Annotated in this window: 10 protein-coding genes; 3 read left to right on the top strand and 7 right to left on the bottom strand. The window is 76.0% G+C overall.

From position 1 onward, the window contains the following. Positions 1 to 41: 41 nt before the first annotated feature. The 3 genes from ML5_RS24725 to ML5_RS24715 all read right to left on the bottom strand — a co-directional run bounded on the left by ML5_RS24725 (position 42) and on the right by ML5_RS24715 (position 2,686). Positions 42 to 836, bottom strand: a complete 795-nt coding sequence (locus ML5_RS24725) for an isocitrate lyase/phosphoenolpyruvate mutase family protein (protein WP_013476609.1) — start codon at positions 834 to 836, stop codon at positions 42 to 44. Further along, positions 833 to 1,837 (bottom strand): cytochrome P450, encoded by a 1,005-nt coding sequence (locus tag ML5_RS24720; RefSeq protein WP_236619285.1) that lies wholly within the window; start codon positions 1,835 to 1,837, stop codon positions 833 to 835. Before ML5_RS24720 ends, ML5_RS24725 begins: the two co-directional genes overlap by 4 nt. A 105-nt stretch (positions 1,838 to 1,942) precedes the next feature. Next, positions 1,943 to 2,686 carry a helix-turn-helix transcriptional regulator gene (locus tag ML5_RS24715; protein WP_013476607.1) on the bottom strand — a complete coding sequence of 248 codons (744 nt, stop codon included), beginning with the start codon at positions 2,684 to 2,686 and terminating at the stop codon, positions 1,943 to 1,945. Between the two features lie 125 nt (positions 2,687 to 2,811). On the opposite strand from ML5_RS24715, the gene ML5_RS24710 reads away from it, so the two are divergent. After that, positions 2,812 to 5,007 (top strand): family 43 glycosylhydrolase, encoded by a 2,196-nt coding sequence (locus tag ML5_RS24710; protein ID WP_013476606.1) that lies wholly within the window; start codon positions 2,812 to 2,814, stop codon positions 5,005 to 5,007. A gap of 37 nt (positions 5,008 to 5,044) precedes the next feature. Here ML5_RS24710 and ML5_RS24705 read toward each other — a convergent pair whose 3' ends face one another. From ML5_RS24705 to ML5_RS24695, 3 genes are read right to left on the bottom strand one after another with little or no spacing between them, the layout of a single operon-like run. Further along, on the bottom strand, positions 5,045 to 5,578 hold the full coding sequence (locus ML5_RS24705; protein WP_013286579.1) for a 2'-5' RNA ligase family protein: 534 nt from the start codon (positions 5,576 to 5,578) through the stop codon (positions 5,045 to 5,047). Positions 5,579 to 5,622: 44 nt separating this feature from the next. Continuing rightward, positions 5,623 to 6,228 (bottom strand): response regulator transcription factor, encoded by a 606-nt coding sequence (locus ML5_RS24700; protein WP_013286580.1) that lies wholly within the window; start codon positions 6,226 to 6,228, stop codon positions 5,623 to 5,625. Next, complete coding sequence (locus ML5_RS24695) at positions 6,225 to 7,370, bottom strand: sensor histidine kinase (RefSeq protein ID WP_013286581.1); 1,146 nt, start codon at positions 7,368 to 7,370, stop codon at positions 6,225 to 6,227. Before ML5_RS24695 ends, ML5_RS24700 begins: the two co-directional genes overlap by 4 nt. A 132-nt stretch (positions 7,371 to 7,502) precedes the next feature. Here ML5_RS24695 and ML5_RS24690 point away from each other — a divergent pair, with 132 nt between their 5' ends. Together ML5_RS24690 and ML5_RS24685 are read left to right on the top strand one after the other, a co-directional pair. After that, a complete protein-coding gene (locus ML5_RS24690; RefSeq protein WP_013476605.1) occupies positions 7,503 to 8,330 on the top strand; it encodes a hypothetical protein in 828 nt (275 codons plus the stop codon). Positions 8,331 to 8,448: 118 nt separating this feature from the next. Then, positions 8,449 to 10,206, top strand: a complete 1,758-nt coding sequence (locus ML5_RS24685) for a DEAD/DEAH box helicase (RefSeq protein ID WP_013476604.1) — start codon at positions 8,449 to 8,451, stop codon at positions 10,204 to 10,206. Positions 10,207 to 10,308: 102 nt separating this feature from the next. Here ML5_RS24685 and lon read toward each other — a convergent pair whose 3' ends face one another. Then, on the bottom strand, positions 10,309 to 12,645 hold the full coding sequence (gene lon / locus ML5_RS24680; protein WP_013476603.1) for an endopeptidase La: 2,337 nt from the start codon (positions 12,643 to 12,645) through the stop codon (positions 10,309 to 10,311). Positions 12,646 to 12,732 lie beyond the last annotated feature (87 nt).

Below are 12,732 nucleotides of genomic sequence, written 5' to 3'. Positions count from 1 at the left end.
CGAGAGGGCGGCAATCGTCCCATCTCCCCCGATGCGCCCGATCAGGTGGCGGACGGTGGCACCAGCGCCTGCACCTCCTCGTACGTGGGCGGTGCCGGCAGGCCCGCGTCGCGCCCGGCGCCGATCGCGTCGGTCAGGTGCAGCGCCGTTCCGAGGGCGGCCCGGAACAGCAGTGAGCCGGTGCTGACCCGGGCCACGCCGAGCCGTCCGAGGGCGGCCAGGTCCGGGCCGCCCGGCCGGTACAGCACGTTGAGCGGCAACCCCGCCTCGGCGGCGAGCACACCGACCAGTTCGTCGGGCGCGCCCGGCACGAACAGGCAGTCGGCCCCGGCGTCCCGGAACAGCGCCGCCCGCCGCCGCGCCTCGTCCAGCGGCGACGGCACGCCCAGCCACCACGCGTCGGTGCGGGCGTTGACGAAGATCTGCGGTACGGCGGCGCGGACCGCCGCGATCACGGCGGCGACGTGCTCCGCCGGGGCCAGGCGGCCGTCCGGGCGGCCGTCCTCCACGTTCACGCCGACCACGCCGAGCGCGGCCAGCTCGCCGACGAAGCGCGCCACCTCCGCCGGGTCGTCGTGGAAGCCGTCCTCGACGTCCACAGTCAGCAGCGCCGGCAGGTTCCGCAGCCGGTACGCCAGCTCCAGCGTCTCGGTGCGGGTGGCGCGGACCGCGTCCGGCCGCCCGGCCGCCGCCGCCACGCCCAGGCTCGTCGTGCCGATCGCCTGATGTCCCCGGGCGGCGAGCGCCGCGGCGGAGGCGTGGTCCCAGGCGTTCGGCAGGAGCAGCGGTTCGCCGCGCCGGTGCAGGTCACGGAATGCGCGGTACCGGTCGGTCATCGCAGGATCACCTCGAGTCGGGTCGTCGGAACGTCAGGAGTCGGGCGGGCGGGACGGCAGCGGCGGCGCAGCACGCCGACCACGCCAGCGGCCAGGGCGAGCGCGTGCCGCTGCCCGGGGCAGCCGCGGGGACCGGCGCCGAACGTCAGCGCGGCGTTCGCCCGGCTGGCGCGGAAGCGGTCCGGCTCCGGGAAGGCCGCCGGGTCGCGGTTGGCGGCGTCGAACCGCAGCAGCAGCCGCTCCCCCGCGCGCACCGGTTGGCCGCCCAGGCTCAGCGGGTCGGCGGCGACCCGGCGGGTGACCCGTACCGGCGGGTCGAGGCGCAGCACCTCGGCGAGCAGCGCGTCGGTCCCGAGCCCGTCCGGCGCGGCGAGCCCGTGCCGGACGGCGGCCACGATCAGCCCGGCGGTGGCGTCGGCGGCCTGCACCAGCAGCCCGAGCCGGTTCGCTGTCACCTCGGCCGGAGCGGGCGGCGACATGGCCAGCAGCGCCGCCACCGCCCGGTCCGCCCGCCGCACCGCCGCCGGTTCGGCGCCCGGCTGGTAGGCGGCGGCCACCGCCGTCACCTCCGCGACGGCCGCCGCCGGGTCGGCCAGGCCGAGCCGCTCCGCCAGCACCACGAGGGGTACGCGCCGAGCCAGGTCACCGGTCACGTCCACCCGGTCACCGCCGTTGTCCCCGGTCGCGGCGCGGTCGAGGATCCGCCCGGTGAGCCGTTCCGCGGCCACACGCAGTTCCCGCGGGTCGAGGGCGTCGAGCGCCGCCACCCCGACGGCTCGCCGCGCGGCATGCCGGTCCGGCGGACTGAACCGGCTCACCGAGGCGCGCAGCCATGCCAGGCCGCCCTCCGGCGCCTGCTCGGCGGGCGGCACCACGCAGCGGGGATCAGTCAGGACGGAGACGACGTCCGCGTACCGGGTGACCACCCAGCCGCCGTCGTCCGAGGTCGGCGGCCCGCAGGGCGGTGTGCCCGGAGCAGCCGTGATCGTCGGTGAATCCATCGTCCGACCGTAGGGCGCCGACAGTTCGGTCCGAACCGAACGATCCGGCCGGGCACATCCGGCGGCCCGGCGCGGGCGGGACGGGTGCCGCGGGGCACGGGCGGGTCAGGCGCGCGCCGGGCCGGTGTCGCGGGAGGCGGGCGGGGCCAGCAGCGCCGGGTCGACGGCGAGCGTCTCGGCCAGCGCGTCCCGCCCGGTGGCGGTGAGCCGTACCGCCCGGCCGGTGCCGCGCGCGGTCCAGCCGAGGTCGAGGAAGCGCCCGCACAGCGCCGCCCCGACCGCGCCGGCCAGGTGCGGGCGCCGTTCGGTCCAGTCCAGGCAGTCGCGGACCAGGGGTCGCCGGGTGGCGCGCAGCGGTTCGACGGGTACGCCGAGACGGTCCAGCCAGGTCATGCCAGCCCCGGTCAGCGCGAGGCCGCCGGTGCGGTCGAGTACGCCTCGGTCGAGCAGGGCGTCGTGCAGCAGCACGCCGAGCCGCCCGGCCAGGTGGTCGTAGCAGGTGCGGGCGTACGCCAGGGCGGCGCCGGCCGACGCGGCGCGCAACGTGCGGGGCGGGGTCGCCGGTGCGGGCGCCCGCGCGGCCAGATCCTCGACGAGCTGGGCGACGCCCGGGTCGGCGAGGCGGACGTACCGGTGGCGGCCCTGCCGCTGCTCGACGAGCAGGCCACCGGCGACCAGCCGGGTGAGGTGGTCACTCGCGGTGGACGCGGCGACCCCGGCGGCGCGGGCCAGCTCTCCGGCGGTCCAGGCGCGGCCGTCGAGCAGGGCCAGGCAGAAGCCGGCCCGGGTGGGGTCGGCGAGCAGCGCGGCGAACCCGGCGAGTCCGCGGCCGTCGGCACCGGTGGTCATCGGCCCATGCTGACACGGGCACGGTTCGGGCCGCGCCGAACGGTCAGGGGGTTCTTTACAGCACTCTCTCCAACGTTGTAGAAACGGTGGCACCGCACCTCCGTCTATCCCCGAGGGCAGGCCCGATGGGACACCTCCGCCGCGGTGGCGCGCTCGCCGCCGTACTCACGCTTCTGCTCGCCGGCGCGGCCCCCGCGTCCGCCGCCGGGCCCGACCGCTACCGCAACCCGGTCTCCGCCGGGTTCGCCGACACCTTCGCCGACCCGGTCGTGGTGCGCGGCGACGACGGACTCTGGTACGCCTTCGGCACCTCCGACCCGCTGCGCGAGGGCGAGGGCCGCACGCATCGCGTGCCGATCGCCCGCTCCGCCGACCTGGTCGACTGGACCTACGCCGGCGACGCGTTCGCCCCGGACCAGCGGCCCGCCTACGCCGCTCCCGGCGCCGCGTTCTGGGCGCCGGACGTGCGGCGGGTGGCCGGCCGGTGGGTGATGTACGTGACGGTCACCGACACAGGCGTCTCCGACGACACGTTCGACACCGCGGTCGGTGTGGCCACCGCGCCGAGCCCGGCCGGGCCGTGGACGTTCGCCGACACACCAGTGGTCGCGCCGCGACCGGGCGCCGGCGGCGGTTACCTGTGGACGATCGACCCCAGCCAGCTCACCGGCGCCGACGGCCGCCACTGGCTCTACTACGGCAGCTACTACGGCGGCATCTCGGTCACCGAGCTGTCCCCGGACGGGCTGCGCGCGGTCGGCACGCCCACGCCCGTCGCTATCGACAACAAGTTCGAGGGCGCGTACGTGCTGCGCCGCGACGGCTGGTACTACCTGTTCGCGTCCACCGCGAACTGCTGCGCCGGGCCGGCCACCGGCTACTCCGTCCAGGTCGGCCGGTCCCGTGACCCGCGCGGCCCGTTCACCGACCGCGACGGGCAGCGCCTCGACGTCTCCCGGGCCGGCGGCACACCGGTGCTCACCCAGAACGGCAACCGCTGGATCGGCACCGGGCACAACGCGGTGCTCACCGACCTGTCCGGGCAGGACTGGATCGCCTACCACGCGATCGACCGCGCCGACCCGTACCTGGACGAGCCGTTCGGCGTCAACGAGCGGCCCATGCTGCTCGACCGGCTCGACTGGATCGACGGATGGCCCACTGTGAACGCGGGCGCCGGCCCCTCCGACACCGCCCGGCCCGCGCCCGTCACCACCGGCCCGGTCGACGCCCGCTTCGCCACCGCCGACCTGCGCGGCTGGCGGGCCGGGCACGGCCGCTGGCAGGCCGCCGACGGGGTGCTGACCGGCAGCGGCACGCTCACCTCGCGTACCCGGATCGGCGGTGACCTGCGCGCGGAGACCGACCTGCGGCTGACCGGCGCGGCCACCGCCGGGCTGCGGCTGGGTGGCGTGGACGTCCGCGTCGGGCACGGCCGGCTGAGTGCGGGCGCCGCGACCACCGTGCTGCCCGCCGGCCTCGACCTGGGCGACCGCCACAATCTCGCCATCGAGGTACGCGGGCGGCAGCTCGTCGCCACGCTCAGCCCGTCCCGCCTCGGCGACCCGGTCGCCCGGGTGTCGCTGCGGCTGCCCCGCCCCGGCGCCGGTGAGCTGTCAGTGCGCGCCGAGGGCGGCCCGGCCGAGTTCGACAACGTCAGCGCCGTCCGGCTGTACCGTCCGGCGCGGCACACCGTCCCCGACCAGCGGGTCGGACCGGTGCTGCGCGGCTACTCCGACGAGTTCACCGGCGGGCTCGACCCGGCGTGGCGGTGGGTACGCCAGGACCCGGCCGCCACCGTGTCCGGCGGCGCGCTGCGCTGGCCGGTGCAGGACGCCGACCTGTCCGGGACCGGCAACACCGCAGGGGTGCTGCTGCGCGACGCCCCGGCCGGGAACTACGTCGCCGAGACCAAGGTGACGCTCGACCTGGGCGAGGACAGCGTGCGCAACTACCAGCAGGCGGGCCTGGTCGCGTACGTCGACGACGACCGGTTCGCCAGGCTGACCCAGGTGGCCATCTGGAACACCCGTCAGGTCGAGTACGGCTACGAGCTGCCGTTCGCCGGTCAGCCGGTGTACGGCGGCAGCATCGTCGGCACCCCCGGCACCACCACCTGGCTGCGGCTGGCCCACCGGGTCGACCCGGTCAACGGCGAGCACGAGTTCCGGGCCGGGTCCAGCCGCGACGGCAAGCACTGGACGTGGGGCGCGGTGTGGACGTTCCCGGCGGACACGACACCGCGGATCGGGCTGGTGGCGCACGGCGGGGCGACACCAGCAGTGACCGCCGAGTTCGACTACCTGCGCTTCCACCGCTGACGTCCGGGGCCGTCCCCTCCCCCGGGGGCGGCCCCGCTCAGCCGCCGGAACGAGGGCAGGCGGTGGTCAGCTCGCTGATGGTGCGGGTGTCGCCGTCGTAGCTGCGCGCCGCCACGAACGCCCCGGCCGGCGGGTGTGCCCCGGCGACCGCCCGGGCCCGGCGCCGGTCCGCCGCGCCGAACCGCAGCGCCAGGCTCAGGTGTGGCACCCACCGGCCGGGCTGGTGCCACGAGTGCCCGCCGGACGCCTCGGCGAGCACGTCCCAGACCGCGCCGTGCAGCGCGACGAGCTGCGGGGTCGGGCGGACCAGCCACACCAGTGGCGCGCTGCCGTCGAGCACCGCCACCCGGCCCAGCCGCACCGGCAACGGGAGCGCCGCGTCGCAGAGGTCGGCCAGGCGCTGCTCGACGCCGGGCGGGAACTCCTCGACCGAGGCGAGCGTCAGGTGCGGCCGGTTCGTCGGGTGCGTGTTGCGGGCCAGGCTGGGCAGCCCGGCGGCGGCGAGCCGGTCCCAGGCGGCGCGAACCGCCGCTTCCAGTTCGGGAGAGCAGAGCAGTTCGACCGTCCGCACGTGATCAGGCTAGTCGGCGTCAGCCGCCCGCGACGCCCCGTACGTCAGAGCCAGCCGGCCTCGCGCGCCCGCCGTACCGCCTCCGCCCGGTCGGCGGCGCCGAGCTTCTGCACGCAGGCGCTGAGATGGTTGCGGACCGTTCCGGCGGCCAGATGGGTCCGCCGGGCGATCACCGCGACCGGGGTGCCCAGCTCGGCCAGCCGCAGCGTCTCCAGCTCGCGCGGCGTCAGCGGGCACTCCGGCAGGGTGAGCGCGTCGGCCGCGAGCGCGGGATCGACGTAACGCGCCCCGGAGTGCACCCGGCGGATCACGTCGGCCAGCGCGCCGCCGGGGGCGCCCTTGGCGAGGAACCCGCGTACCCCGGCGGTGAGCGCCGGCCGGAGCTGGGCGGGCCGGCCGTGTCCGGTGAGGATCACCGGCGCGCAGCCGGGTAGCGCCCGGGTCAGCTCGGCGGCGACCTCGACGCCTCCGGGCGGCGGCATCTCCAGGTCGAGCACGGCGACGTCGGGGCGGTGGGCCAGCGCCGCGTCCAGGGCGCTGCGCCCGTCGCGGGCGTGCGCGACCACCTCGATGTCCGGTTCCAGGTCGAGCAGCGCGGCCAGGGCGAGCCGGATCAGCTCCTCGTCGTCGGCCAGCAGTACCCGGATCACGGCGTCACCGGCACCGTCGCCACCAGGCTGAACACGCCGTCGGCGGCATCGGCCCGGACCCGTCCGCCGGCCGGGGCGAGCCGGTCGGCCAGGCCGCGCAGGCCGCCGCTGAGCCGGTCCGGTCCGGCGTCGTCGCGGACACCGTCGTTGCGTACGGTCAGCGTCACCACGCCGTCCTCCCGGGTGATCTCGATCCGGCACCAGCCGGCCCGGCTGTGCCGCAGCACGTTCGTCCCGGCCTCACGCAGCACGGCGGCCAGGTCGGCGGCGACCGCCGCGGGCACCTCACCGGCGGGCGGGACCACTGTCGTGCGGACCCCGCTGGAGCGCAGCACCTCCCCCACCGCCGCGGCCTGCTCGGCCAGGTCGACGGCGCGGTAGCCGTGCACCGCCGCCCGGACCCGGGTCAGCGCCGAGCCGGCCAGCCGCCGGGCCTCGGCCGCCTCCCGGGCGGCCCGGCCGGCGTCGCGCGGCGCCAGCCGCTCCGCCAGCTCGGCCTTGAGCGCGATCACCGTCAGGTCGTGGCCGAGCAGATCGTGGACGTCCCGGGCGAAGCGCAGCCGTTCCTCGGCGGCGGCGAGCCGCGCCTGGGCGGCCTGCCCCTGCCGGGCCTCGACGAGCAGGTCCCAGAACCAGACCTGGACCCAGGTGAGCGCGGCGATCCCGGCGCCCACCACGCCGGTGACCAGCAGCGCCGTGGTCACCGGCCCGCCCGTCGACCAGGTGACGACGGCCGACACCGCGAGGACGCCGGCCGCCGCCACCACCGCGACGACGGGCCGGAACAGCAGCGGCGTCATGCCGACCAGGGACGCGCCGAGCCACGCCCAGGTGGGCCAGGTCCCGGCCGCGACCGGGCCGAGCAGCGGCAGGCTGAGCAGCGCCGCCGCGATCAGCGCGGCGTGCCGGCGACGACGGGCCGGTACGGGCAGCCACGGCGTGACCGCGGCGTGCAGCACCGCGATCTGGGCGACCGCGAATCCGAGCAGCCCGGCGGCGCCGAGCGCGACGCGGACCGGGTCGGGCTCGCGGGCCAGGCCGACGACGGGCAGCAGCACCGTCGTCCACACGTTCGTGGCCAGCGACAGCAGGGTGACCCGCCGGGCCCGGCGCAGCCGGTGGTCAGCGGAATCGACTGTCATGCCCGCCGATCCTAGGGCGTGCGGCGCCCCGCCCACCCCCGAGAAACGTCACGGCCGGACCGTGCGATCCGCACGGTTTCCCGATGACTGACGCGTCTTCTCCGGTGCGCCGGGCGGCGGCAGGGTCGGGGCATGACGGAGATGACTGTGGGCGTACCCCGGCGGTGGGCCGGGTGGGCGCGGACCCGGCACCTGGCCGGGATGGTGGTGGCGATGGTGGCCGGGATGGTGCTGCTCGGGCCGCTGTGGCAGGTGGGCGGGAACCTGCTGGGGGGTGCGGCGGTGCTGGCGCGGCCGGACGTGGGCGCGCTGGTGATGGCGACGAACATGGCGGCGGGCATGGCCGCGTGGATGTGGTACCGGGGGGACGGCCGGGCCGCCACCGCGGAGATGTCGGCGGCCATGTACGTGCCGTTCCTGCTGCTGCTCCCGCCCTGGTGGGCCGGGTGGGTCGGGGACGACACGCTGCTGCTCGGCGGTCACCTGCTGATGGTGCCGGCGATGCTGCTGGTGGCGCTGCGGCACCGGCACACGCCCGCCGCGCCGCCGCGCCGGCACCCGGTCGCCGCGGCCGTGGCGCGCGGGTGGCCCGCCGGGCTGGGGCTGCTCATGACGGTGGACATGTGGTTCGCGCCCAGCGTCTTCGCGCCGTGGACGCTGCTGGTCCTGCCGGCCGGCTACCTGCTGATCGGCACCTGGCGGCGGCAGTGGGGCGACCGGCGCGCGCTGGCGGCGCAGCTCGCCGGGGCGGCCGTGTGGGGCGGCCTGGCGGTCGTGGCGATGATCGCGTCCGCCGACGTCGCCGGGGTGCTCGTCGGGGTGGGCTGGCTCGTCCACGCGGCCTGGGACGGCTGGTACCACCGCACCGGCGCGGTGGTACCGCGCGGGTACGCGCTGTGGTGCGCGGTGTTCGACGTCGGAGTGGGCCTCACCACGCTGCTGGCCGTCCTGTCCCGGTGATCCGGCGGGGGCACGGGGCCACGCCGGATCACCCGGAGGGGACGGCACACAGGTGGCGCGGCGAACGTTTGACCCGGTCGCCGCGACCGCCGCGCGGCGGTGATGAAAAGCTTGTCGCATGAACGCCGCACCGACCCCGACCGACCCCGCCCTTCCCGCCGACGCCGAGGACGGCATCGCCTTCGCCGATCTCGGGCTGCGCACCGAGTTGCTGGGCGCGCTGTCCGCGCTCGGCTACGAGGAACCGACGCCGATCCAGCGGGAGGCCATCCCCCCGTTGCTGGCCGGGCAGGATCTGCTGGGCCAGGCGGCGACCGGTACGGGCAAGACCGCCGCGTTCGCGCTGCCGCTGTTGCAGCGGATGCCGGTGGGGCGGGCCGAGGGCGACCCGGTGTCGCTGGTGCTGGTGCCGACGCGGGAGCTGGCCGTGCAGGTCTCCGAGGCGTTCCACCGCTACGGCAAGGACCTGGGCGCCCGGGTGCTGCCGATCTATGGCGGGCAGCCGATCGGCCGGCAGCTGCGTGCGCTCGACCACGGGGTGGACGTGGTGGTGGCGACGCCCGGCCGGGCGCTGGACCACATCGCCCGGGGCACGCTGCGGTTGGGCGCGCTGAGCACGGTGGTGCTGGACGAGGCGGACGAGATGCTCGACATGGGCTTCGCCGAGGACATCGAGGCGATCCTGGAGCACGCCCCGGCCGGCCGGCAGACGGTGCTGTTCTCGGCCACCATGCCGGCCCGGATCGACGGGCTGGCCCGGCAGCACCTGACCGACCCGGTCCGCATCCGGATCGAGCGGGAGCGGCCGGTCGCCGGGGAGGCGCCCCGGGTGCGGCAGAGCGCGTACATCGTGGCCCGGGCGCACAAGCCGGCCGCGCTGGGCCGGGTGCTGGACGTGGAGTCGCCCACCGCGGCGATCGTGTTCTGCCGCAGCCGGGAGGAGGTGGACCGGCTCACCGAGACGATGAACGGCCGGGGCTACCGGGCCGAGGCGCTGCACGGCGGGATGAGCCAGGAGCAGCGGGACCGGGTGATGGGCCGGCTGCGCGCCGGGACGGCGGACCTGCTGGTCGCCACCGATGTGGCCGCCCGTGGCCTGGACGTCGAGCAGCTCACCCACGTGGTCAACTACGACGTGCCGTCCGCCCCGGAGTCGTACGTGCACCGGATCGGGCGGGTCGGCCGGGCCGGGCGGGAGGGTGTGGCGATCACGCTCGCCGAGCCGCGTGAGCACCGGATGCTCAAGACCATCGAGCGGGTCACCGGCCAGCGGATCGCCATCGACAAGATCCCCACTGTCGCGGACATGCGTACCCGGCGGCTGGAGCTGACCCAGGGCGCGCTGCGGGAGAGCCTGCTGGAGGACGACCTCGACCCGTACCGGGCGATCGTGGAGTCGCTCACCGACGAGTTCGACCTGGTCGAGGTGGCGCTGGCGGCGGTGAAGCTGGCGCACGAGGCGACGTCGCCGGGCTCGGACGACGAGGAGGAGATCCCGCAGGTTCCGGTCCGGGGTCCGCGCGAGGGCCGCCCGGAGGCCGGCGGGCGGGGTGAGCGCCGGGGTCCGGCGCGCCCGCGTACCGGCGGCACCACCCAGGTCTTCATCGGTCTGGGCCGCCGGGCCGGGGTACGGCCGCAGGACCTGGTGGGCGCGATCACCGGGGAGACCCGGATCAGTGGCCGGGACATCGGCTCGATCGAGATCGCCGACCGGTTCTCGCTGGTCGAGGTGCCGCAGGGGGTCGCCGACGAGATCATCGCGGGGCTGCGCGGCACCACCATCAAGGGACGCAAGGCCACAGTGCGACGGGACCGGGACGGCGACGGGCCCGGTGAGCGCCGCGACCGGGGCTACGAGCGGCGCGACCGCCGCTGAGCCCGGCGCGACCGGCTTCCGTGCCGGCCGGCGTGGAGACCACAGCGGGCGGACACGACGGCGCCCCGGCCACCGTGCGTACGGTGGCCGGGGCGACGGTCGTCAGGCCGCGGCGAGCGCCGGACCGTCCAGCGACTCCGTGCCGATCTCGACCGGGCGCAGCGCCAGTGCGAGCACGTCCGCCACGTCGGACAGGGTGTGCACGGTCAGCGCCTCCCGCACCTCGGCCGGCAGGTCGTCCAGGTCCGGCTCGTTGCGCTTCGGGATGATCACCTCGGTGAGGCCGGCCCGGTGCGCGGCAAGCAGCTTCTGCTTCACGCCGCCGATGGGCAGCACCCGGCCGGAGAGCGTCACCTCGCCGGTCATCCCGAACTCGGGCCGCACCGGCCGACCGGTCACCAGGGACGCCAGCGCGGTCACCATGGTGATGCCGGCGCTCGGGCCGTCCTTGGGCACCGCGCCCGCCGGGACGTGCAGGTGGATCCGCCGCCCGGCCAGCGCGTTCGGGTCCAGCCCGTAGCGCCGCCCGTTCGACCGCAGGTACGACCACGCGATGTGCGCGGACTCCTTCATCACGTCGCCGAGCTGGCCGGTGAGCGTCAGCCCCGGCTCACCCTCCATCGTGGTGGCCTCGATGAACAGCACGTCGCCACCGGCGCCGGTGACCGCGAGTCCGGTCGCCACGCCGGGTACTGCGGTGCGTTCGGCCGACTCCGGGGTGAACTTGGGCCGGCCCAGGTAGCGGGCCAGGTTGCCGGCGTCGACGTACACCGGCGCGGAGTCCGTGGCGAGCGCGACCGCGACCTTGCGCAAGATCTTGGCGAGAGCGCGTTCGAGCTGCCGGACGCCGGCCTCCCGGGTGTACTCACCAGCGATCAGCGCCAGCGCCTCGTCGGCGACTGTCACCTCGTCGGTGGTCAGCCCGGCCCGTTCCCGCTGCCGGGGCAGCAGGTGGTCCCGGGCGATGGCGACCTTCTCGTCCTCGGTGTAGCCGTCCAGCGCGACCAGCTCCATCCGGTCCAGCAGCGGGCCGGGGATCGCCTCGACCACGTTGGCGGTGGCCAGGAACAGCACGTCGGACAGGTCGAGGTCGACCTCCAGGTAGTGGTCGCGGAACGTGTGGTTCTGCGCCGGGTCGAGCACCTCCAGCAGGGCCGCCGCCGGGTCGCCGGAGTAGCCGGCGACCAGCTTGTCGACCTCGTCGAGCAGCACGACCGGGTTCATCGAGCCGGCCTCGCGCAGCGCCCGCACGATCCGGCCGGGCAGCGCGCCCACGTAGGTGCGCCGGTGACCGCGGATCTCCGCCTCGTCCCGGACACCGCCGAGGGAGACGCGGACGAAGTTGCGGCCCAGCGCCCGGGCGACCGACTCGCCGAGGCTGGTCTTGCCGACACCGGGCGGACCGGCCAGGGCCAGCACCGCGCCGGAACCGCGTCCGCCGACCACGCCGAGGTTGCGCTCCGCGCGCCGGTTGCGCACCGCGAGGTACTCCAGGATGCGGTCCTTCACGTCGGCCAGGCCGGCGTGGTCGGCGTCGAGCACGGCCCGGGCCGCGGCCAGGTCCATGTTGTCCTGGGTACGCGTGTTCCACGGCATCTCCAGGACGGTGTCCAGCCAGGTACGGATCCAGCCCGCCTCGGGTGAGGCGTCGCTGGCCCGCTCCAGCTTGCCGACCTCGCGCAGCGCCGCCTCGCGGACCTTCTCCGGCAGGTCGGCGGACTCCACCCGGGAGCGGTAGTCGGCGGAGCCGTCCGGCTCGTCCTCGCCGAGTTCCTTGCGGATCGCGGCGAGCTGCTGGCGGAGCAGGAACTCGCGCTGGGACTTCTCCAGCCCCTCGCGGACGTCGCTGTTGATCTGCTCGGTGACCTCCTGCTCGGCGAGGTGTTCCTTCACCCAGCCGACGAGCAGTTCCAGCCGGGCGGTGACGTCCGGCGCGGCGAGCAGTTCGGTCTTCTGCGTCAGGCTGAGCCAGGGCGCGTAACCGGCCGAGTCGGCCAGCTCGGACAGGTCGGTCATCCGCTCCATCGCGTCGATCACCTGCCAGGCGCCGCGCTGCTGCAGCACCGAGGTCATGAGCGCGCGGTACTCGCGGGCGAGTTCGCGGGCGCGGCCCGCCGGTGCGGGTTCGTCGAGTTCGGCCGCCTCGACCCAGAGCGCGGCGCCGGGGCCGGGCACGCCGGAGCCGATGCGGGCGCGGGTGAGACCACGGACGACCGCCGCCGGTTCGCCGCTGGGCAGCCGGCCCACCTTCTCGATCGTGGCGACCACGCCGACGGAGCCGTACTCGCCGTCGAGGCGGGGTACGGCCAGAAGTTCCTTGTCGCCGGTGGCGCGGGCCGCGTCGACCGCGGCCTGGGTGGTCGGGTCGAGGGTCACCGGGATGACCATCCCGGGCAGCAGGACGGCGTCGGTCAGTGGGAGTACCGGAAGAGTTGCCATCGAACACCTGCCATCACGTTGGTTGAGCGTGTCTGGCTCAAGTAACAAAACGTGCCCCTTGTTCCGGGTTGTGACCCACGCCACTAC

The sequence above is a fragment of the Micromonospora sp. L5 genome (assembly GCF_000177655.2).
GTDB lineage: Bacteria > Actinomycetota > Actinomycetes > Mycobacteriales > Micromonosporaceae > Micromonospora > Micromonospora aurantiaca.
The sequence above is the reverse complement of the archived record's forward strand: the minus strand, read 5'-3'. Positions and strand labels throughout refer to the sequence as shown.

Bases quoted from the DNA above. Each gene is read 5' to 3' on its own strand.
- ML5_RS24725 (WP_013476609.1), bottom strand. From the start codon at position 836: ATGACCGACCGGTACCGCGCATTCCGTGACCTGCACCGGCGCGGCGAA.
- ML5_RS24720 (WP_236619285.1), bottom strand. From the start codon at position 1,837: ATGGATTCACCGACGATCACGGCTGCTCCGGGCACACCGCCCTGCGGG.
- ML5_RS24715 (WP_013476607.1), bottom strand. From the start codon at position 2,686: ATGACCACCGGTGCCGACGGCCGCGGACTCGCCGGGTTCGCCGCGCTG.
- ML5_RS24710 (WP_013476606.1), top strand. From the start codon at position 2,812: ATGGGACACCTCCGCCGCGGTGGCGCGCTCGCCGCCGTACTCACGCTT.
- ML5_RS24695 (WP_013286581.1), bottom strand. From the start codon at position 7,370: ATGACAGTCGATTCCGCTGACCACCGGCTGCGCCGGGCCCGGCGGGTC.
- ML5_RS24690 (WP_013476605.1), top strand. From the start codon at position 7,503: ATGACGGAGATGACTGTGGGCGTACCCCGGCGGTGGGCCGGGTGGGCG.
- ML5_RS24685 (WP_013476604.1), top strand. From the start codon at position 8,449: ATGAACGCCGCACCGACCCCGACCGACCCCGCCCTTCCCGCCGACGCC.
- lon (WP_013476603.1), bottom strand. From the start codon at position 12,645: ATGGCAACTCTTCCGGTACTCCCACTGACCGACGCCGTCCTGCTGCCC.